Origin of the sequence: Paraburkholderia sediminicola (assembly GCF_046027825.1) — a bacterium.
Classification (GTDB): Bacteria; Pseudomonadota; Gammaproteobacteria; order Burkholderiales; family Burkholderiaceae; genus Paraburkholderia; species Paraburkholderia sediminicola_D.
The window spans coordinates 1-20,093 of sequence record NZ_JAQQDU010000130.1; the positions used below are offsets into that span (position 1 = coordinate 1).

Genomic DNA, 20,093 nt, shown 5'->3' on the forward strand with positions numbered 1-20,093 from the left:
GTAGCCGAGCCGTTTGTCTCGCGACAACTCGCGGTCTAACTCGTGGGCGCGGCGAGCGGTAAGCACCCGGCGCGCCACGAACCCCTTGCCGGGATGGTTTGCCAATGGCTCGGGGTTTACCTTGATACCGCGCCGGGCGGTGCGGAACAGAAGTCATCGATTGATCAAGCCGCAAGCGCCGTCTGGTAGCGGTTAGCGCGCATTTGCGCCCACCTGCGCCCTTCGAGTGGACAGGCCTTCTATCTCAAAACTAGATACAGCATATCCACGATATCGCGTTGCGCGATACAAGGCATCATCGTCAAACTGAGTGCAAATCTAACCCCGCATTCAGGAGACAACTCATGCGCACCCAAGTTGGCATCATCGGCGCGGGCCCCGCGGGCCTACTTCTTTCCCATCTTCTTCATTTGCGCGGCATCGACTCCGTCGTACTCGAATCGCGCACTCGCGAACAGATCGAATCCACTATCCGCGCCGGTGTGCTCGAACAGGGCACGATGGATCTGCTCACCGAGGCCGGCGTCGGCGCGCGCATGAGGGCTGAGGGCGCGCTGCATCACGGCTTTGAACTGGCATTCGAAGGCAAGCGGCGCCGTATCGACCTGACCGGACTCACCGGCCATTCGATCACGGTCTACGCTCAGCACGAAGTCATCAAGGACCTGGTCGCCGCGCGCCTGGCTGCTGACGGGAAGCTGCGTTTCGGCGTGACGGACACATCGCTGCACGGCATCGATACCGATAAGCCGTCGATCCGCTATCGCCACGAAGGCGAGGAGCGCGAATTGCAATGTGACTTCGTGATCGGCTGCGACGGCTCGCAAGGTGTGTCGCGTGCATCGATTCCGCAGGCATTGCGCAAAGACTTCGAGCGCGTCTATCCGTTCGGCTGGTTCGGCATTCTGTGCGAAGGACCGCCGTCATCGGAGGAGTTGATTTACGCACGACACGACCGTGGTTTTGCGCTGATCAGCACGCGCTCGCAGAACGTGCAGCGCATGTATTTCCAATGCGATCCGAAGGATTCGGTGGATAACTGGTCCGACGACAGAATCTGGGCCGAGCTTCACGCACGCGTCGATTCGCACGACGGCCAGCACATCGTGGACGGCAAGATTTTCCAGAAGAACATTGTCGGCATGCGCAGTTTCGTGTCGGCCACGATGCAGCACGGCCGGCTCTTTCTCGCCGGCGACGCAGCGCATATCGTGCCGCCCACCGGCGCCAAGGGCATGAATCTCGCTGTTGCCGACGTGCGGGTGTTGACCCAGGCGCTGAACGCGTACTACGTCGAAAATCGCACGGATCTGCTCGACGGGTACAGCGAAACCGCGCTCAAGCGCGTCTGGCGTGCGGAGCATTTCTCGTACTGGATGACGAGCATGATGCACCGCATTGAAGGCGCCTCGCCATTCGAGCAACAACTGCAGGTGGCCGAGCTCGAGTACGTGACCACGTCGCGTGCGGCGGCTACCGCGATGGCGGAGAACTACGTGGGTGTCGCCGCGGTATAAGAAGCCAGCGTTTATAGAATGCGCGCCGGAGATGTTTTGATCAGACGAATCCTGCCGAGCCCGGCGCACCCCGGCAAACCCTTGATGGGCGGGCTTGTGCCATTGTGGTGTCAAAAGCAACAGTGAATTCAGGAATGGAGGATTTATCCGCGTCTGATCCACACCTAGACTGTCTTTATCGACTGCACAACACGGTACATCTGCAGCGCGTAAAAGACATTCTCTGGAGGTGGTTTCATGAAATCGCTCATCAAAGCAGTTGCTATTGCCTTTGTTCTTGCCGCACCGATCGCTTCGTTTGCGCAATCAAATCAGCCCGCCGCGCAAAACGCGCAGGGCATGCAAGCGCAAGCTTCCGGACAGCAGGGTACGCCTCAGGCCAATACTAGCGGTTACGGTTCAGGCAGCCACGGCACGTGGCAAGCGGGCCGCGGCAGTGACACGACGGTCAGCTCGTATTCGCCGCCGATCTACAACGCACGTTAAGGACAAAACCAGCACGCCGGCCATTGCGGCGCTGCCTGGCTCGCCCGGTATCTCGCGAGTTGAATGGTGAAGGCCGGTCACACGGACATGTTCCGGTGACCGGCTTTTTTCTTTCGACGCTGCTGCTGCGTTCTTTCCGCATGCAGATCCGCTGCCGCTGATTCCAACGACTTGAGTGGGATGCGAACGTGATGGCATGCCGATGAGGCGCTTACGGCGTGCGTAATAGCGTCAGCTCGTTGCGCAATAGCGCATGAAGGTCTTCGTCAGAAGGCCGCGTCCCCCAGTGCCGCGCGCCGGCCACCGACGCAATCGCGATCCACGAATGAGGTGGAAACCATTCGCGCAGCAGGGTACCGTCCTGACGCAAACATAATTGGCCGGTCTGTTCGCTGTATTCGGCGGAAATGATCGTGCCGTCGATACGTGCCGTTACACGCCGTGGGTCGTTGCGTAGCAAATCGTCGCTCCTGCAAAAGGGGTGGCGCAAATGCCGGCGCGGGCCGGCCGCGTCAGTGACGCCGCCACGGCCCAGGCGTTAGTGATAGCCCCCGCCGTGATCATCGCCATGTCCGTGCCAATCGCCGTGATCGCCCCCATGGTCGTGCCAGTCGCCGTGCGGGCCGTCGCGATAGCCGCGCGCGTCATGCCAGTCGCGGTCATGATGGTGCTCCTCCCACTCGCGTCGTTCCCAGTAGCGGTGGCCGTCGTAATAGCGCTCGCCATACCAGCCCGGACTCACGACTACCACCGGCGGCGGGGGAGCGTAGACAGGCGGAGCCGGGGCATAGACCGGGGCGGGCGCGTAGGCCACCCCCGGAATGCCGATGTTCACACCAACATCGACGTGCGCCAGCGCGGCAGAAGATGCGCCGATCCCCAGACCTGCAACGATCGCGATGGACAGCCAGCGGCTTCGTGAGTGACTCATGTTTTTTATTCTCGGGTTATACGATTGAGTGTGAACAGCGCTGCACGGGCAACGCTTAGTAATGTTCGTGATAGTGATAACCGCCCTCTGGCACGACGATGCAACCGCCCAATGCACTTCCGAGCGTGACGGCCAATAGGACCAGCGCGAAAATTCGTTTCATGATGTTGCCCTCCCTTTACGTGTGATCGAACTCTACTGAGCGGCGGGATTACCGGTGTGTTCGTGTGTAACAGGACGTGTCGATTTCTTCGTTAGCCGGCCAGGGACACAACACGACGTCGGGACACGGTGTAACGCTGCGATTCGCCGTTCCGCTGGCGAGAAATCAGCGGGCAAACCGTTGAGCGCGCTACGAAAAATGCCGGACCTTCGTGGATGCGGTGTGCTCGGACAGGTCGGTGCGCACGCGTATGAACAAATGGAACATGCACGGCGTGGCATATCGCGATGCGTATGCAGGACGGATACATTCAGTTGCAGACTCCGGATGCGAGTTGGCGTCATGGATCGCTGATCGCACTTTCTACGTGGCTGCCGATGCGTTGCCGCCTCATGTAGATGAAGGTGATCGTCGGGCGCGGCATCAGCTTTTCTTAAGGATTGGTCCGTAGCATGCTGAGTTATTGCGCCTGGAGTTTATGTATTCGCGGCGCAGGTACGTGCCCTCCATCCGGGGGTTCAACTGCGGCTAAAACATTCACATGATCATGAGATCGGACCCGGCCAGTTTCTCGCGCTACGCATCAGGCTATGACGGCGTAGCCAGGTTTCTTCACTGGCTGGTGGCCCTATTGATCGCTGCGCAATTCGTGATCGGTTGGACCATGCCGGATATTCATAAGGGCACGCGGCCAGACGGTCTGATCGCGTGGCATCTCGGCGTGGGTGCAACGCTGATTGCGGCGGTGGTGGTGAGAATCGTCTGGCGTCTCACGCACACGCCCGCACCGGCATCGCTTTCGCCTTTTCTCGGTGTCGTTTCGCACATCACGCACGGTCTTCTTTATCTGGCGCTGGTAGTTGTGCCCTTGCTCGGATGGGCCAATGCGTCATCGCGCGGATGGTCCGTCAAGCTTCTCGGCGTGTTGCCTTACCCCAGCATCTCGGCGGTCGACTCGCCAGTGGGGCATGAAATGGGCGACATCCATGGGTATCTGGCCTGGGTGTTGTTCGCGCTGATCGCGCTGCATATCGCGGCTGCGTTGTTTCATCGCTTCGTGCTCAAGGATCGGACATTGCAGCGGATGCTGCCGTGACCCATTAGCGCGCTAGCCGCTTGTCACGTCCTGTCGTTGACCTGTGTGCCGCCAGCATGCCGGCCGTCTTCTTGAGGCGGGCGCGGGCCCATCAATAGCTTTTCCAGATGCCTGGATCATGGCGATTTCGACGTCATTGCATCCGCGCGTCGTCGCCAGACCCGAACGTGTGATAAGCACATAAAAAACAAGTCTTTTACGCGCGCCGCTAACACTGGTTAGATCGGACGATCGACTGCTTGTCAGTCATTCAAGTCCAACCGAATCTCTTGCCGGTCAGCCATGAGCACAATTACCGAAGCATTCAACCTGGACGCCGCAGGACCGCCGGCCATCGCGCGTTCTACGGGGCGGCCATCCGTGGGGCTTGCTCCCGCGCGTCCCGCGCCGTTGCTCTCGTCGCGGCGTGACGGCCGCTCGCTCGACGCGGGCGTTCGTCATGCGATCCACGCAGCGTTCACCGCCAATCCCTGCCTGACAAGCTGGCCCGCACACGCAATCGACGCGTTATGCGACGCCGGTCAACTGCGCACATGGACCAACGGTGAGCTGATCTTCGCGCGTGATGAAGCGTGCGACGACATCCAGGTGGTCCTCTCCGGCGCCATCGAAATGAGCTGGACCAACTCGGCCGGCGCGCGCGCGGTGGCGGTGTATATGTGGCCGAACGAGGTCATCAACTTTATTCCGGTGATGGACCGGCGCGGCTCGATGCACGACCAGCGCGCGCACGGTTCGACGACGCTGTTCCACATTCCCGGTGGCGCACTGTTCGAACTGTTTGCCCGCGAGCCCGCGTTGCTGCGCAACGTGCTCGATCTGATCTGCTTGCGAAGCCGTGCATTGCACGGCCGGATGGGTAAGACGGCGCTGGCCGGATTTCGCGCGCGCCTCGCGGATCAGCTGCTCAGGCTTGCCGAATGGCACGGCAAAAGAACGGAGCGGGGCGTGGAGCTGACGATCAAGCTGTCGCAGGAGGACCTCGCCGCGTTATTGTCCGCGTCCCGGCAGAGCATCAATAAGGAACTGCGCTGGCTTGTGCAGCAGGGTATCGTGCACGTACGTTATAGCCGGATTACCGTGATCGATCTGGAGGCACTGCGGGAAGTCAGCGACGCCGCGTGAGAAAACTGATAACGATATAAAAAGCGCTTCTATCAAGTGTCCAAAGCGCGATAGATTCGCGGCGCCCACTCTGCCGATAATGGCTTATCGATTCAGCAGACAGAGCCACTCAAGTGTTGATTCATCTCCATACCGCTGACCCAGCCGCTCGCCGCGAACCACCCTCTGCGTGGTGGTGGGCGTCGTCGTGTCGGCGCTTCTGTCCGGCGCGTTCAACGTGCTGCGCCTTGCAGGCGTGTTGATTCAACCGACCCGCTGTTGAGCGGATTCGCCCTCAGCCGGTTCGAAGCACAGCCACCTTCAGATAAAGATTTTCGCCCCGCGTGCCCCGAGGCGCGCTGACCTGTCTCGTCCTCAAACTTAGGAGTTGCACCGCATGTCGAATCTCAGTCTCGCGACGTCCAACGCATTGGACATTCACCCCGTTACCGGCCGCATCGGCGCGGAAATTCGCGGCGTGCGCCTGTCGGGTCAGCTCGAACCGGCAACGGTCGAAGCAATTCGCGCCGCCCTGGTGCGCCACAAGGTGATCTTCTTCCGCGGCCAGACGCACCTGCAGGATGCCGATCAGGAAGCCTTCGCCAAGCTGCTGGGTGAACCCGTCTCGCATCCCACGGTGCCGGTGGTCGACGGTACCGACTATCTGCTCGAACTCGATTCGCATCGCGGCGGCCGCGCGAATTCGTGGCATACGGACGTGACTTTCGTCGATGCCTATCCGCAAGCGTCGATTCTGCGTGGCGTGACGATTCCGGAGGTGGGCGGCGACACCGTATGGGCCAACACTGCCACCGCTTACGACGATCTGCCACCACCGCTCAAGGCGCTCGCCGAGCAACTGTGGGCCGTGCACAGCAACGAATACGACTACGCGAACTACGCCAACGTCGGCGAGCGCGGGCGGGACGCCGAAGCGCTCAAACGCTATCGCGATGTGTTCGTGTCGACACGTTACGAGACGGAGCATCCGGTGGTGCGCGTGCATCCGGAATCCGGCGAAAAGACGCTGATTCTCGGTCATTTCGTGAAGAGTTTCGTCGGGCTCACGCCGAGTGCGTCGGCGCATTTGCTGGAGTTGCTGCAGGCCTATGTGACGCGTCTCGAGAACATCGTGCGCTGGCGCTGGCAGGCGGGCGACGTCGCGATCTGGGACAACCGCGCAACCCAGCACTACGCCGTCAACGACTACGGCGACGCTCACCGCGTGGTGCGTCGCGTGACCCTGAAGGGCGACGTGCCGGTCAGCGTCGACGGTCGCCGCAGCTTTACTCGCAGCGTCGTACCGAATCCGGCTGTGAAGGCCGCTTAAATCTCGCGGGCCGCTATCGCTGCTCACACTGCTTGCGTCAGGCAGCCCGCGCACCTGCTCCATCCATCCTCACGAACGCCAGGAGAACCCATGAACCTTTCGATCAAATGGGCCAAGCCGTTGTTGCTTGCCGCACTGACCTGGCTGCTCGCAGCCCCCGGCTTTGTCGCTGCCCAGACGGTGATCCGCATCGCCGTGCCGGACATCAGCGCGGGGCCCAAGCCGGCCGGTGGTGGCGTGGTCGATGTGATTTACGTCAACAAGCTGCTCGACAAGGCGTTCGCGAAGGACGGTGTGGAAGTGCGCTGGACTTTCTTCAAGGGCGCAGGCCCGGCGATCAACGAAGCGCTCGCCAACCATCAGGTCGATCTGGCGTTTCTCGGCGACCTGGCCGGCGTGATCGGCCGGGCGAACGGATTGGATACGCGGCTGATCGCGGCGCTGGGCCGTGACATCAACGGCTTTCTCGCGGTTGTGCCGGGGCAGGGCCTGACTGATCTCAACGCATTGAAGGGCAAGCAGGTGGCCGTGTTTCGCGGCACCGCGCTGCAACTGTCGTTCGACAGCGTGCTGCGTGCGCAAGGCCTGAATGAACGCGATTTCCGGGTGGTCAATCTCGATCCGAATGCCGCGGCCGCGGCACTGGCCGCACGCCGCATCGACGCGCTGTGGGGATCGTCCGGCGTGTTCGTGCTGCGCGACAAGGGCCTCGCGGACGTGCCGGTGAGCACGCAGGGCAAGCAGGGCGTCGGCACACTGAAGGCGGGGCTGGTGACTTCGTCGGATTTTCTCAAGGCGCATCCGGACCTGGCGACGCGCGTCGTGCGCACCGTCGTGCAAGCGTCGCAATGGCTTTCCGATAAACAGAACCTCGATGCTTATATCGCACTGGAGCAGAGCCAGGCAGATGTGCCGGCCACGGTCTGGCGCAATGAACTTGCGTCGAGCGATCCGGCGGTCACGTTCTCGCCGCTGCTGGACACCTATTTCGTCGACGCCTTTAAACGCGACGTGGATACCGCGAAGCAACAGGGGCTGATTCGCCGTCCGTTCGACGTCGATCAGTGGGTGGACCGCACGTATCTGAACCAGGCGTTACGTGAGCTCAATCTGACGAATCATTGGCAGGCATACCGCACCTTCGGCCAGGCCGACAAGTCGATCTGATCACGGGCTGAAGGCGCCTCGCGCTCCAAGAAAAACACCTCAATGAAAAACAATAAAACCCACCGACGTTTGACTTTAATGGCCGCGGCATTGTTGCCAGTAACGGCTGCCTGGGCACAAGGCGTGAGTCAGGCGCCCGCCGTGCAGGAGAGTCCCAAAGCTGTTGCGCCGGCGGCAGCATCGGCCGCCAAAGCGGGTACGGTGGCGACCGCAGGCTCCGCCGCCAAAGCGGGCACTGAAGCCGCCCCAGCGGCATTGAAGGAAGTGGTCGTGACCGCCCGCCGCCGCAAGGAAAACGTGCAGAAAGTGCCGGCGCCTATCTCGACCGTGAGCGGTGACGAACTCGAAGCGCAGCGTAACTACCGCGTGCAGGATTTGCAGAACACCTTGCCGAGCACGAACGTCGCGTATATCCATGCACGACAGTCGAGCATCTCCGTGCGGGGCATCGGCAACAATCCGGCGAACGACGGCCTCGAAGGCAGCGTCGGCGTCTATCTCGACAATGTGTATCTGGGACGTCCCGGCATGGCGGTGTTCGACGCGCTCGACATTAGTCAGATCGAATTGCTGCGCGGCCCGCAAGGCACGTTGTTCGGCAAGAACAGCACGGCCGGCATTCTGAACATCACCACCAAACGGCCGACCTTTACGACCGAAGCGTCACTCGAACAATCGATCGGGCAGCGCGGCTACGTGCAAACCAAGGCCTCGCTGTCCGGTCCGATTACCGACACGCTGGCCGGCAGTCTGCTGCTCTACCGCACGCACGACGACGGCGACATCAAGAACCTCTACACCGGTTCGCAACTGAACGGCGGCACCCGCGAAGGCGGTCGCGGCGAATTGCTGTTCAAGCCGACCGGCGATCTGAACGTGCGCGTGATCGCCGACTACAACACCGAAGACTCGAGCTACGGCACGCAGGTGCTGTACGGTCTCGGCCCCACGATTAACGGAGTGAATCAGTTCCTCTCGCGAGCGGCGTCGGTCGGGGCATCGCCCGTGACGAATCCTTCGCTTTACCAGGTCAATCTCGATTCGCGTCAGCACGTGAGCGTGCATCAGGGGGGATTGTCGGTCGAAGTGAACGACACGCTGCCGAGCGGCTTTACGCTGACGTCCATTACCGCTGGCCGTTTCTGGAATTTCGAACCGGCCAATGACGACAACTTGAACAAGCCGGTGATCTACAACACTGGTGTGTCGGTCAACGACCATCAGTTTTCGCAGGAATTCCGGGTGGCGTCGCCCACCGGCGGCCCGATCGACTATGTGACCGGCGCCTATTATTTCTACCAGCAACTGAACAACAACACCTTCACGTACTACGGCCCGGACGCCGACGCGGTGATCCTCGGCCACGATATAGGCGCGCTTGACAACACGAGCTCGACGGCGCCCGCGCACATGACGACCAACAGCTTCGCGCTGTTCGCGCAGAGCACGTGGCACATCGATTCGCGCGCCGATTTGACCGCGGGTGTGCGCGGCACGTATGAAGAGAAAAGCGCCGACGTCAACCGCAATGCGCCTATCGGTGGCGCAACGCTGGGGCCAGCAGCGCAGGCGGTGCGCAACAGCGTGATCGGCGCGTATGCGTCGGGCGATCTGCATCTGTCGAACGTGAGTCCGTCGGCGCTCCTGAACTTCGGCTACAAAATCGCGCCCGATGTGCTGGGCTACGCGACGCTGTCGCACGGCGAAAAGTCGGGCGGCGTGAACATGGCGGTGTCGTCCGCGCCCACACAAGGCGCGAATTCGCTGATCGTCGGACCAGAACGCGCCAACAACGCCGAACTTGGCATCAAGAGCGAGTTTCTCGAACACCGCCTGATGGTCAACGCCAATCTGTTCTGGACGCAGATCAGCGGCTATCAGGCGACGAGTCTCGTCGGCACGCCCACCGGCGTCATCTCGGTGCTCTCGAATGCCGCCGACGTGCGTAGCCGTGGCGCAGAAATCGATCTGCGTGCGATGCCGATCCGCAATCTCACGCTGGGACTCAACGCCTCGTATATCGACGCGACGTACACGTCGTATGACAACGCGCCGTGCCCGTCGGAAGTGGCGATTCCGAATCCCAAAGCGACCTGCAGCCTGACTGGCCGACCGGTGGCCGGCGCGCCGCGCTGGATCCTGAACCTGAGCGCGCAGTACCAGTTCCGCCTCGCGCACGACGTCGACGAATACTTCGCCGCCGCTTACTCGCTGCGGTCGAATCAGTACGGCACGCTCGACGATTCGCAGTACGGCAAGCTGCCGGGCTACGGCATCGTCAATATCGCAACCGGCTGGCGCCTGGCCACGGGGCGCCATCAATGGGACCTGTCGATCTGGGCGCGCAACCTGTTCGACAAGCGCTATTACCTCGCTTCGTTCGCGACTTACAACGGCGCGTACACGGCTTCGGTGGGCGACTCACGGATGTTCGGCGCAACGCTGCGCTACGACTATTGAGCGGCCCGGCTGCCGCTCTTCACGGACCATGACTTTGAGACCGACTCTATCCACTCCGAATCAGCCCCCGACGCGATTGTCGTGGTGGCTGTCAGCACCGTCGCGCTCGACGGCTGAGCATCGCACGCGCAGTCCGCGTGGAGCAGGCGCAGTGCGTTGGCGTGGCCTGTCCGCGTGGACGCTGCCGGTGCTGCTGTATGCGCTGTGGTGGCTCGCATCGCATCATCAGTGGATGTCGCCGCAGATCTTGCCGACACCCGAACTGGTCTGGCAAACCGCCGCTGACCTGCTCGGCGACAATCTTATGGCCGATCTGTTCATCAGCTTGAGACGCCTCGCGATCGGTCTCGCCGCGGGTGTGCTGGGTGGCACGCTGCTCGGCGCAGCGATGGGCACGAGCCGCACGGTCGATGCAGTGATCGCGCCCAGCTTTTACGCGCTCGCTCAGATTCCGACGCTTGCGTGGCTGCCGCTGCTGATGGTGGTGCTGGGTATCGGCGAGTCGCTGAAAGTGGCGTTGATCTTCAAGGCCGTGCTGGTGCCGGTGGCGATTCATACGCAACTCGGCGTGCGGACCGTGCCGCCGCGCCTGCGCGAGATGGCGGGGGTGTTGCGTTTGCCGCGCGGGCAGGCCGTGCGTCTGTTGATCGCGCCGGCTGCGCTGCCGCCGTTTCTGACAGGGCTGCGTCTCGGGCTGTCGCAAGGATGGCTCACGCTGATTGCGGTCGAACTGCTCGCGTCGTCCGAAGGGATCGGCTACCTGATGGTGTGGGGCCGGCAGATGTTCCAGCTCGACATCGTGTTCGTGTGCATCGCCGTGATCGGTATGGTCGGCTTCACGATGGACTACGGGATTCATGCTTTGGATCGGCGCGTGGTTCGCTGGCCGCGCGTCGCGTTGGCGGAGCATGTCACGCATGCAAGGCGTGGTTGGCTCGCACACGGCTATGGCGCATTGTTGCCGATGGTCGCGATACTCGTATGGAGCATGGCCTCGCACGAGCGTTGGGCTGACCCGCGCATTCTGCCCGCGCCGCTGGTTGTGCTGGCAAGTACCTGGCAGGACATCAGAAGCGGTGAGCTGCCGATCCCGCTATTGCATACGTTGCTGCGCTCGATCGAAGGGCTCGCACTCGGCACGACGATCGGTGTTCTATCCGGCCTTGCGCTCGGCCTCGGTGCTTCGCTGCGGCGTAGCGTCGGCCCGACGCTCGCCGCACTGCGGCAGGTCGCGATCTTCGCCTGGATTCCGCTTCTTACCGCGTGGGCCGGTATCGACGATCTCGCGAAGGTGATTTTTGTTGCGCTCGCCGCCTTCTTTCCGATGGTGGTGGCGACCGCTCGCGCTGTCGAAAACCTGTCGCCGCAACTTGCCGAAGTCGCGCGGACGCTGCGGCTCGATTTCGCGCAACGGCTGCGCTGGCTGATTCTGCCCGCGATCGTGCCGGGTGTGTTCGCCGGTTTGCGTCTCGCGCTGGTCTACGCGTGGCTCGGCGCGATCGGCGCGGAGTATTTCATGCCGTCGGGCGCGGGCATCGGCCGCTTCATGCTCGATGCGCAGCAACTGTTCCGCATGGACCGGTTGTTGAGCGCAGCGGTGGTGGTCGGTGTGCTCGGTGCGCTGTTCGGCTGGCTTGGCGGACGGCTCGAAGCGTCGGCGACGCGTTGGCGCGGGCCGCTTTAGAAGCGGATTTGTCGCGGCCTAACGATGGCGTAACGGCGGCATAACAGCGGCTTCTAGCGCGGTTCAATACTCAATTGCGATTTGAACTCTCTGACTGAACTCTTCATCAAGGAACACCATGTCTTCTGATCCGGCAGCGCGTACACCATCGAAGCGCCCCAATTTCCTCGTGATCGTCGCTGACGATCTCGGCTTCTCCGACCTCGGCGCATTCGGCGGCGAGATCGCGACGCCCAACCTCGACGCGCTTGCACACGCAGGCGTGCGCTTCACGGACTTCCACACGGCATCGGCCTGCTCGCCGACCCGTTCGATGCTGCTCACTGGTACCGATCATCACATCGCTGGCATCGGCACAATGGCTGAGGCCTTGTCGCCGGAACTCGCTGGGAAGCCGGGTTATGAGGGCTATCTGAACGACCGTGTGGTCGCGTTGCCTGAACTGCTGCGCGATGCCGGTTACTTCACGACGATGGCGGGTAAATGGCATCTCGGTTTGACGTTGGAGCGCGCACCCGCGGCGCGCGGCTTCGAGCGTTCGTTCGCGCTGCTGCCGGGCGCGGCGAATCATTATGGCTTCGAACCCGTCGCGATTGATGCCGAGCAACCACGTCTGCATCGCTCGACACGCTCCTTGTACGTGGAAGACGACCGCTTCGTCGACGAACTGCCGGACGATTTCTATTCCTCCGACTCGTTCACGGACAAGCTGCTGCAATACCTCGATGAACGTCCCGACGACGGCCGGCCGTTCTTCGCCTATCTGCCGTTTTCCGCGCCGCACTGGCCGCTGCAGGCGCCGGCTGAAACCGTTGAGCACTATCGCGGCCGTTATACGGCCGGGCCTGATGCGCTGCGCGAGGAGCGTCTCGCCAAACAGCGTGCGCTCGGCTTGCTGGGTGAGAACGTCGAAGCGCATCCGGTGGTCGCGCGCAATGCCGAATGGGACCAGCTCACCGACGACGAACGGGCCTTCTCGGCACGCACGATGGAAGTCTATGCGGGCATGGTCGAGCGTCTGGACTGGAATGTGGGTCGCGTGATCGAGCATTTGAAGGCGACCGGTGAACTCGACAATACCTTCGTGCTGTTCCTGTCGGATAACGGCGCGGAGGGCGCTTTGCTTGAAGCGCTGCCGGTGTTCGGCCCGAACCTGCAGCAGTTCATCAGCGACCACTACGACAACAGCCTGCCTAACGTGGGACGGGGCAATTCGTATGTCTGGTATGGACCGCGCTGGGCTCAGGCGGCGACCGCGCCGTCGCGGCTCTATAAGGCGTTCACGACCGAAGGCGGGATTCGCGTGGTCGCGTTCGCTCATTATCCGGCGCTCGCGCGCCAGGGCGAGATCGGCGCCGCGTTTTCCACCGTGATGGACGTGGGGCCGACCGTGCTCGAGCTCGCGGGCGTGAAGCATCCGGGCAGCACGTATAAGGGCCGCACGGTCGCGCAGCCGAAGGGCGCCTCGCTGCTGCCGTATCTGAATCGCACTTCAGATGCCGTACACGACGCGCATCGCGTAACCGGTTGGGAGTTGTTCGGCATGCGCGCAGTGCGGCAGGGCGACTGGAAAGCGGTGTTCATTCCGCAACCGGTCGGACCGGGCGCGTGGCAACTCTATGACCTTGCGCGAGACCCGGGCGAAACCCGCGATCGTGCCGGCGATGAACCGAAAAAGCTCGCCGCGTTGCTGGACCATTGGCAGGCATACGTCGTGGAAAACGGTGTCCAGGAAGTCTCACGGGTGTTCGGGTGAGTTCGTGACGATGACGGCGCGCTTACCACTACCGCTTAGGAGGAGTCCCACGTGAGCACATCAACGTTGTACGAATCCGCGCCTGGGGCGCCGTTCGCCGATCAGCATCGTGGCGCGAGGCGTCGTCATGCGCGGACCGGGACGGCGGTGTCGGTGGCACTGCACGGTGCGCTGTTTGCCGCGCTGTATCTGGTGTGGTCGCATGCACCGGAGCCGCCGCCGCGGGCGCGGACCATCGAGTTGACGCTGACGCGGCCTGAGGCTCCGTTGCCGTTGTTGACGCCTCAACCCACGCAGCCGGTGGCGCAACCGCAGCAACTCAAACCGACGCCGCCGCTGCAAAGGGTGAGGCAGGCTTCGCCCCAGCCGCAGCATGCGAGTCCGGTGACGCACGCTGCGCCGGTTATCACGCCGGACACGCAAGCGGTGCCCACACCGTCCGCCGCACCGGCTATCGCCAATGCGCCGAGCGTCGCACAACCCGTTGCGGCACCTGCGGCGCCCGTTGTCGCCACTGACACCCCGGCGCCGTCGAAGCCGCGCGTGATCGACACCAACGGCATTCCGAGCGACTACGTCGCGAAAGTATTCGAGCGAATCAACCGCTATGCCGCGGACAGTTACCCACGTGCCGCGCGTCTGCGTCACGAGGAAGGCCGTATTGCGTACAAGCTCACGCTCGATGCGGAAGGACACGTCGTGCATCTGGACATCACGCCCTCGGGCAGCGACCTGCTCAACGACGCTGCCCGCGAAGCGATCAGATCCGCTGCGCCGTTTCCGAAACCGCCCGATCTCGGTGCGAGCGCCTACCGCCTTGCCGGCACGATCGTCTATCAACTAACCGATTGATCCTGCTTCACCTTCACCGTGTGATGCATCCTGGAGAACTGCCATGAACCCTGCCAATGTTGCTGCTCATCTCTCGCCGCTGCAGTTGTTCGCGCAAGCGGATCTGATCGTCAAGTCCATCATGGTGCTGCTCGCGTTGGCATCGGTGGCGAGCTGGGGCGTGATCGTCGACAAGCTGTTTCGCTTTCGTGCGTTGCAAAGGCGCGCCGCGCGCTGGCTCGAGCTATTGCAGACGCAGCGCTCGCTTGCACAACTCGCGACGGCGCTCGGCGAAGTCGCCGACGATCCGTTTGCCCGCGTCTATCGCGCCGTGGTCGGCGAGTGGCGCGAAACCTGGCGGCAGGGCTTGCAGCATAGCGAGTCGGGCCGCGAGAGCCTCAAGGAGCGCGTCGCGCGGGTCGCGCTGATTGCGCGCGGCGTCGAGATCGAGCAATTGCAGCGTGGGTTGCCGGTACTCGCGACGGTCGGCTCGGTCGCGCCGTTCGTCGGCCTGTTCGGCACGGTGTGGGGGATCATCAACGCGTTCCAGGGGATCGCCGCGAGCAATAACACCAGTCTTGCCGTGGTCGCGCCGGGCATTGCGGAGGCACTGTTCGCCACCGCGCTCGGGCTGGTCGCGGCGATTCCTGCGGTGGTGGCGTACAACCGCGCGTCGGGGGATCTGAACGCGTATGCGAACCGGCTCGATACGTTGACGGGTCTCGTCGAAGTGCAGTTGTCGCGGCAACTGGAAGCGGGGGACTTTGTCGTGGATGCCGAGCACGCTCCGACCGACCACGCGTCTCATGAGCATGCGGTTCGCGACAAGCACGCGCGCCCCGAATTGCACGCCGCAGTTCGCACCGTTACCGGAGGTGCTTAAAATGGCCGCCCGCATTCCATCCGCGCAATCAGGACGCATTGCCGCGCCGGTCAGCGAGATCAACGTGACGCCGCTTGTCGACGTGATGCTCGTACTCCTGATCGTTTTCATGGTGGCCGCGCCGCTCATGGCCCAGGGCGTGAAAGTCGATCTGCCTACTGCCAGGGCCAAGCCGCTTAGCGAGGACAAACCGCCGGTGGCGATCAGCCTGAAGCGTGACGGGTCGGTGTATGTCGATAAAACGCAGGTGAGCGGCGCGCAACTCGTCGGCACGCTGACGCGCGAAACGTCGGGCGATCATGAACGGCGCATTGAGATTCGCGGCGATAAAGGTCTGCCATACGGGAACGTGTTGCAGGCGATGGGTGAAATCAACGAGGCTGGTTTCACGAAGATCGCGCTGGCGTCTGAACCGGCCGGCGCGCAATGAGTTGGCAACGCGGTGCCAAGGAAGTGGCAATGAGGTCCGCAGTGAGGTGCGCAATGAGGTCGCCAACGGGGCCGGGAATAGGTCGTTCTATGAAAACGTTTCACGAGGGTCTGTGATGAGTCATCCGCAACCGGCTGTTTCGTTCCGGCGCGTCGGCCGGACTTTCGATGTCAATGGCCGTGCCTACGAGGCAATCCGCGATTTTTCGCTCGATATCGCCGAGGGCGAGTTTGTGGCGATCGTCGGCGCGAGCGGTTGCGGCAAGTCGACCTTGTTGCGGCTGCTGGTCGGTCTGGATGCGGATTTCGATGGCGAGATTCTGGTCGACGGTGCGCCGGTGCGGGGCATCGGCGCCGAGCGTGGAATCGTGTTTCAGGAGCATCGGCTGTTCCCCTGGCTCTCGGTGACACGCAATGTCGCGCTCGGTCTCGCTGCCCAGCATGTGCCCAAGGAGGAGGCGCGTTCGCGCGTCGCGGAAGCCGTGCGGCTGGTTGGCCTGCAAGGTTTCGAGGACGCGCTGCCGCATCAGCTCTCTGGCGGCATGGCGCAGCGCGTGGCGATTGCGCGAGGTCTTGTGGCAAGTCCGCGCATTCTCACACTCGATGAACCGTTCGGCGCGCTCGACGCGCTGACGCGTCATCAGATGCAGGATGAACTCTTGCGGATTCGCGAGCGTGAGCGCATTACGACGGTGCTGGTGACGCACGATGTCGACGAGGCCGTGTTTCTCGCCGACCGGGTGGTGGTGATGAAACCGCGGCCGGGCACGATCGCGAGCGTCGTCGAGATCGCGCTGCCGCGGCCGCGCAGCCGTTCGAGCTACGACTTCTATGTGTATCGCGAGACGATTACTGAGGCGCTGCTTGGCGACGAAACGGGGCATGCCAGGTTGCATGCACCGGTGAGGGAAATCGAGTTGGGCAGCTTTGCCTGGTGAATTCGGCCCGACGTGTTCGGGCCGGTTTGTGTTGGCGGAGGGTGCGCGCCGTGTGCCATGGTGAGTAGCACCTTGCGTCGCGACGTGCGTGCGAGACCGATGGGCGCCGGATTGAGGTCGCCTTTGCGGCGCTTTCGTGTTTTAAGCCGAACCCTGCTCGACAGTTGCTTGCTCCGGCGCCGTCGCCTCGCGATAGCCGAGCCGCGTCGAGATCGCGAGCCCCGATTGCTTGAGTAGTGCGACGTAGTGCGATTTCGTGTCGGCGCCACACCGCATGGTCGGAAACGAAATCGACAGGCCGGCGATCACGCGGCCGAAGCGGTCGAACACCGGCACCGCGAGACACTGCAGTCCTTCTTCCTGTTCCTCGTTGTCCTCGCCGAAGCCCTGCTCACGCACGCGCGGCAGGATGCTCAGCACGGCGTCGGCGGAGACCAGTGATTTCTGCGTCGACTTGCGAAACTCCACGTGCGAGAGCACGGTGCGCGCTTCGGCCGGGTCCATCCACGCGAGCAGCACCTTGCCGATCGCCGTGCTATGCAACGGGTTGCGGCGGCCTATCCGCGACTGCATCCGCAACCCGTAGTCGGCATCGATCTTGTGGATGTAGATGATGGCATCTTCGTCGAACGCGCCGAGGTGGACCGCCTCGCGCGTGGCCTCGCCAATGCGGCGCATCTCGACGTCGGCTTCGCGCACGAGATCGACGCTCTCCAGTGCCTTCGCACCGAGTTCGAACAGGCGGATCGTCAGCCGGTAGCGCTCGGTTTCGACTTCCTGCGTGACGTAGCCGAGCGCTTTCAGCGTCTGGATCACGCGATGCACGGTGGTCTTCGACATGCCGAGCCGCTGCGACAATTCGCTGATGCCGATCTGCCCGCTGTCGCCGATCGCGCCGAGAATCGCGAAGACCCGGCCGATCGATGAGGCCGATTCGCCTCTGTCGCTGGCCATGCCGCCCGCGCTGTCCGCTTCTTGCAGATGTGCGACGTCGTCGTCTCTGCGCTGCCTGCCCATTGCTGCCATTTCCGTCGTTCCCTGTTGATGCCAATCCGGTCGCAAGCCGCACGGTATTACGGCACCGGTTTGTTCGCGACTGTAGCGCAGAATCCAGTATGTGGAACGCCGGTCCGAAAATATTGCACTGCCGCATCAATGCCGGTAATGGCCCCGAATAATTCGAGGGTAAACGATCGGCACGAAGTTTATAAGAAACGGAACGGCGTTCCTATCCCAGTGCTATATTGCGCCGAAAGGGAGTCGCCCGGCGCAAGAACGGGACATTACCGCCGGAGATTCACCCCGACAACCGGACGCAAAGTCCACGGAGGAGACATGAAGCTCAAGAAGGCCCTCGACCGCATTCCAGGCGGCCTGATGCTGGTGCCGTTGCTGCTTGGCGCCTGCGTTCACACCTTTGCGCCGGGCGGGGGGAAATACCTCGGGTCGTTCACCAATGGATTGATCACCGGCACCGTGCCGATTCTGGCGGTGTGGTTCTTCTGCATGGGCGCGACGATCGACCTGCGGGCAACCGGCGTCGTGTTGCGCAAGTCGGGCACGCTGCTCGTGACCAAAATGGTGGTGGCGTGGATCGCGACGCTGGTCGCTTCGCACTTCATCCCGATCGACGGCGTCAAGGCGGGGCTGTTCGCCGGTCTCTCGGTGCTCGCGATCACGACGTCGATGGACATGACCAACGGCGGTCTCTACGCCGCGGTGATGCAGCAATATGGCAGCAAGGAGGAGGCGGGTGCGTTTGTCCTGATGTCGATCGAATCGGGGCCGCTTGTCAGCATGATCATTCTCGGCGCGACCGGTGTCGCGTTCTTCGAACCGCGGCTTTTCGTCGGTGCGGTGCTGCCGTTCCTGATCGGTTTTGCGTTGGGTAACCTGGATAGCGAGTTGCGCGAGTTCTTTGGCCGCTGCGTGCATCCGCTGATTCCATTCTTCGGCTTCGCGCTCGGTAACGGCATCGACCTGAATGTGATCGTCACGAGCGGTTTGCCGGGCGTCGTGCTGGGCCTCGGGGTGATCGTTGTGACAGGTATTCCGCTGATTCTCGCGGACCGCTGGATCGCGGGCGGCAATGGCGCGGCGGGGTTGGCGGCTTCGTCGACGGCGGGGGCCGCGGTGGCGAATCCGGCGATCATCGGCGAGATGATTCCGCGCTTCAAGCCGCTGGTGCCGGCCGCGACGGCGATGGTCGCGACGGCTTGTCTCGTGACGGCGATTCTGGTGCCGATTCTGACTGCGTTATGGGTACGTCGGCATCATGCGCGCGATGCGTTGCTTGAGGAGTTTGCGGCGGTAACAACGCCACCGCCTCCGCCGCTTAGTGAGCGGGATGTGCACGTTTGATAGGGTGCGGGGAGGCTGATTTATGCTTGAGCACGGAGTGAAGTGAGCAACGTTAAGTTATGCGGATCTCAGCGCCCCAGCTTCCGCTCCAGCATCGCCTTCACCTCCGCCCACTCGTCATCAATGATGCTAAAGCGCACGGAATTGCGCTTACGCCCGTCCGGCATGATCCGCTCGTGCCGGACAATCCCTTCCTGTTTCGCACCGATCCGCAGAATCGCTGCTCTTGATTTCTCGTTGAGCGCGTCCGTCGTGAACTGCACGCGCACGCACTGCATCGCCTCGAATGCGTGGCTCAGCAACAGGTACTTCGCCTTGGTGTTCACCGCCGAGCGCTGCACCGATTCGCCCAACCACGTGTGGCCGATTTCAAGCTTCCGGTTCACCCGGTCGATCTTCCAGAACCGCGTGCTGCCGACAATCGCGCCGGTATCGCGCCTCACGATCACAAACGGCATCACGGTGCCGGCCGCGCGTCCTTCGAGCGCGGTCGCAATGTAGCTGTCGACGGTCTCAGGCCCAGGCACCACGGTCAACTTCATATTCCACAACTGACCGTCCGCTGCGGCGTCGAGCAATGCCTGTGAGTGTTCCTGCTGAAGCGGTCTGAGCTCGACCGCCTGTCCTGTTAGCGTGGGTTGCATGAGGTGTGCGGATGTATCGTTCATCGTGAAGCGGGATTCGTTGTATGAACTGGCATCATAAAACGAAGAAATGTCTGAACGAAGTGAATGAGCGGCGAGTTAAGGCGAACTCAAGGCGCGAGGTGCAATAAAAAAGTCCGCGAACGAGCGCTCGCGGACCTGACACAGCGATCAAACAGGCAGACGAGGTTGGAAACCTCGCCCTAAATGCCTTACGACCTTACGGCCTTCGGCGTCTTAAACCGCCATCACCGAAACCGCCTTGGTGACCAGATAACCTTCCATGGCTTCCGGACCGCCTTCCGAACCGTAG

The 20,093-nt window shown here is 62.5% G+C and carries 18 protein-coding genes; 14 read left to right on the forward strand and 4 right to left on the reverse strand.

Going from position 1 to position 20,093, the window contains the following annotated elements; genetic code table 11:
* Positions 1 to 344 precede the first annotated feature (344 nt).
* Both PQQ96_RS38240 and PQQ96_RS38245 read left to right on the forward strand, forming a co-directional pair.
* Positions 345 to 1,517 (forward strand): 4-hydroxybenzoate 3-monooxygenase, encoded by a 1,173-nt coding sequence (locus PQQ96_RS38240; RefSeq protein ID WP_408302048.1) that lies wholly within the window; start codon positions 345 to 347, stop codon positions 1,515 to 1,517.
* A gap of 237 nt (positions 1,518 to 1,754) precedes the next feature.
* Complete coding sequence (locus PQQ96_RS38245; RefSeq protein WP_408302050.1) at positions 1,755 to 2,003, forward strand: hypothetical protein; 249 nt, start codon at positions 1,755 to 1,757, stop codon at positions 2,001 to 2,003.
* Positions 2,004 to 2,214: 211 nt separating this feature from the next.
* On the opposite strand, the gene PQQ96_RS38250 is transcribed toward PQQ96_RS38245, so the two are convergent.
* A complete protein-coding gene (locus PQQ96_RS38250; RefSeq protein WP_408302052.1) occupies positions 2,215 to 2,463 on the reverse strand; it encodes a hypothetical protein in 249 nt (82 codons plus the stop codon).
* A gap of 78 nt (positions 2,464 to 2,541) precedes the next feature.
* A complete protein-coding gene (locus tag PQQ96_RS38255; RefSeq protein ID WP_408302054.1) occupies positions 2,542 to 2,934 on the reverse strand; it encodes a hypothetical protein in 393 nt (130 codons plus the stop codon).
* Positions 2,935 to 3,638: 704 nt separating this feature from the next.
* On the opposite strand from PQQ96_RS38255, the gene PQQ96_RS38260 reads away from it, so the two are divergent.
* The 11 genes from PQQ96_RS38260 to PQQ96_RS38310 all read left to right on the forward strand — a co-directional run bounded on the left by PQQ96_RS38260 (position 3,639) and on the right by PQQ96_RS38310 (position 16,775).
* Positions 3,639 to 4,193, forward strand: coding sequence for a cytochrome b (locus tag PQQ96_RS38260; RefSeq protein WP_408302056.1), 555 nt, complete (start codon positions 3,639 to 3,641; stop codon positions 4,191 to 4,193).
* A gap of 282 nt (positions 4,194 to 4,475) precedes the next feature.
* The gene (locus PQQ96_RS38265; RefSeq protein WP_408302058.1) at positions 4,476 to 5,318 is read left to right on the forward strand and encodes a Crp/Fnr family transcriptional regulator; all 843 of its coding nucleotides are present in this window, start codon (positions 4,476 to 4,478) and stop codon (positions 5,316 to 5,318) included.
* Between the two features lie 376 nt (positions 5,319 to 5,694).
* Positions 5,695 to 6,627 (forward strand): TauD/TfdA dioxygenase family protein, encoded by a 933-nt coding sequence (locus PQQ96_RS38270; RefSeq protein WP_408302060.1) that lies wholly within the window; start codon positions 5,695 to 5,697, stop codon positions 6,625 to 6,627.
* Between the two features lie 90 nt (positions 6,628 to 6,717).
* Positions 6,718 to 7,794: an ABC transporter substrate-binding protein gene (locus tag PQQ96_RS38275; RefSeq protein ID WP_408302062.1), complete on the forward strand. Its 1,077-nt coding sequence runs from the start codon at positions 6,718 to 6,720 to the stop codon at positions 7,792 to 7,794.
* Between the two features lie 42 nt (positions 7,795 to 7,836).
* On the forward strand, positions 7,837 to 10,254 hold the full coding sequence (locus PQQ96_RS38280) for a TonB-dependent receptor (RefSeq protein WP_408302064.1): 2,418 nt from the start codon (positions 7,837 to 7,839) through the stop codon (positions 10,252 to 10,254).
* A gap of 151 nt (positions 10,255 to 10,405) precedes the next feature.
* Positions 10,406 to 11,938 (forward strand): ABC transporter permease, encoded by a 1,533-nt coding sequence (locus PQQ96_RS38285; protein ID WP_408302066.1) that lies wholly within the window; start codon positions 10,406 to 10,408, stop codon positions 11,936 to 11,938.
* A gap of 118 nt (positions 11,939 to 12,056) precedes the next feature.
* On the forward strand, positions 12,057 to 13,694 hold the full coding sequence (locus PQQ96_RS38290) for an arylsulfatase (protein ID WP_408302068.1): 1,638 nt from the start codon (positions 12,057 to 12,059) through the stop codon (positions 13,692 to 13,694).
* Positions 13,695 to 13,745: 51 nt separating this feature from the next.
* A complete protein-coding gene (locus tag PQQ96_RS38295) occupies positions 13,746 to 14,546 on the forward strand; it encodes an energy transducer TonB (RefSeq protein WP_408302070.1) in 801 nt (266 codons plus the stop codon).
* Between the two features lie 43 nt (positions 14,547 to 14,589).
* Positions 14,590 to 15,408, forward strand: a complete 819-nt coding sequence (locus PQQ96_RS38300) for a MotA/TolQ/ExbB proton channel family protein (protein ID WP_408302072.1) — start codon at positions 14,590 to 14,592, stop codon at positions 15,406 to 15,408.
* A gap of 1 nt (position 15,409) precedes the next feature.
* Entirely contained in the window at positions 15,410 to 15,838 is a 429-nt protein-coding gene (gene tolR, locus PQQ96_RS38305; protein ID WP_408302074.1) for a protein TolR, read from the forward strand.
* 115 nt (positions 15,839 to 15,953) lie between these two features.
* On the forward strand, positions 15,954 to 16,775 hold the full coding sequence (locus PQQ96_RS38310; RefSeq protein ID WP_408302076.1) for an ABC transporter ATP-binding protein: 822 nt from the start codon (positions 15,954 to 15,956) through the stop codon (positions 16,773 to 16,775).
* A gap of 141 nt (positions 16,776 to 16,916) precedes the next feature.
* Here PQQ96_RS38310 and kdgR read toward each other — a convergent pair whose 3' ends face one another.
* Complete coding sequence (gene kdgR, locus PQQ96_RS38315) at positions 16,917 to 17,801, reverse strand: DNA-binding transcriptional regulator KdgR (RefSeq protein ID WP_408302078.1); 885 nt, start codon at positions 17,799 to 17,801, stop codon at positions 16,917 to 16,919.
* A 309-nt stretch (positions 17,802 to 18,110) separates the two neighbouring features.
* Here kdgR and kdgT point away from each other — a divergent pair, with 309 nt between their 5' ends.
* On the forward strand, positions 18,111 to 19,136 hold the full coding sequence (gene kdgT / locus PQQ96_RS38320; protein WP_408302080.1) for a 2-keto-3-deoxygluconate transporter: 1,026 nt from the start codon (positions 18,111 to 18,113) through the stop codon (positions 19,134 to 19,136).
* A gap of 68 nt (positions 19,137 to 19,204) precedes the next feature.
* On the opposite strand, the gene PQQ96_RS38325 is transcribed toward kdgT, so the two are convergent.
* Positions 19,205 to 19,804, reverse strand: coding sequence for a GNAT family N-acetyltransferase (locus tag PQQ96_RS38325; protein WP_408302082.1), 600 nt, complete (start codon positions 19,802 to 19,804; stop codon positions 19,205 to 19,207).
* Positions 19,805 to 20,093 lie beyond the last annotated feature (289 nt).

What these genes read in the sequence shown, in the direction of transcription:
- PQQ96_RS38240 (WP_408302048.1), top strand. Translation starts at nt 345, where the DNA reads ATGCGCACCCAAGTTGGCATCATCGGCGCGGGCCCCGCGGGCCTACTT.
- PQQ96_RS38245 (WP_408302050.1), top strand. Translation starts at nt 1,755, where the DNA reads ATGAAATCGCTCATCAAAGCAGTTGCTATTGCCTTTGTTCTTGCCGCA.
- PQQ96_RS38255 (WP_408302054.1), bottom strand. Translation starts at nt 2,934, where the DNA reads ATGAGTCACTCACGAAGCCGCTGGCTGTCCATCGCGATCGTTGCAGGT.
- PQQ96_RS38260 (WP_408302056.1), top strand. Translation starts at nt 3,639, where the DNA reads ATGATCATGAGATCGGACCCGGCCAGTTTCTCGCGCTACGCATCAGGC.
- PQQ96_RS38265 (WP_408302058.1), top strand. Translation starts at nt 4,476, where the DNA reads ATGAGCACAATTACCGAAGCATTCAACCTGGACGCCGCAGGACCGCCG.
- PQQ96_RS38270 (WP_408302060.1), top strand. Translation starts at nt 5,695, where the DNA reads ATGTCGAATCTCAGTCTCGCGACGTCCAACGCATTGGACATTCACCCC.
- PQQ96_RS38275 (WP_408302062.1), top strand. Translation starts at nt 6,718, where the DNA reads ATGAACCTTTCGATCAAATGGGCCAAGCCGTTGTTGCTTGCCGCACTG.
- PQQ96_RS38280 (WP_408302064.1), top strand. Translation starts at nt 7,837, where the DNA reads ATGAAAAACAATAAAACCCACCGACGTTTGACTTTAATGGCCGCGGCA.
- PQQ96_RS38290 (WP_408302068.1), top strand. Translation starts at nt 12,057, where the DNA reads ATGTCTTCTGATCCGGCAGCGCGTACACCATCGAAGCGCCCCAATTTC.
- PQQ96_RS38300 (WP_408302072.1), top strand. Translation starts at nt 14,590, where the DNA reads ATGAACCCTGCCAATGTTGCTGCTCATCTCTCGCCGCTGCAGTTGTTC.
- tolR (WP_408302074.1), top strand. Translation starts at nt 15,410, where the DNA reads ATGGCCGCCCGCATTCCATCCGCGCAATCAGGACGCATTGCCGCGCCG.
- PQQ96_RS38310 (WP_408302076.1), top strand. Translation starts at nt 15,954, where the DNA reads ATGAGTCATCCGCAACCGGCTGTTTCGTTCCGGCGCGTCGGCCGGACT.
- kdgR (WP_408302078.1), bottom strand. Translation starts at nt 17,801, where the DNA reads ATGGCAGCAATGGGCAGGCAGCGCAGAGACGACGACGTCGCACATCTG.
- kdgT (WP_408302080.1), top strand. Translation starts at nt 18,111, where the DNA reads ATGAAGCTCAAGAAGGCCCTCGACCGCATTCCAGGCGGCCTGATGCTG.
- PQQ96_RS38325 (WP_408302082.1), bottom strand. Translation starts at nt 19,804, where the DNA reads ATGAACGATACATCCGCACACCTCATGCAACCCACGCTAACAGGACAG.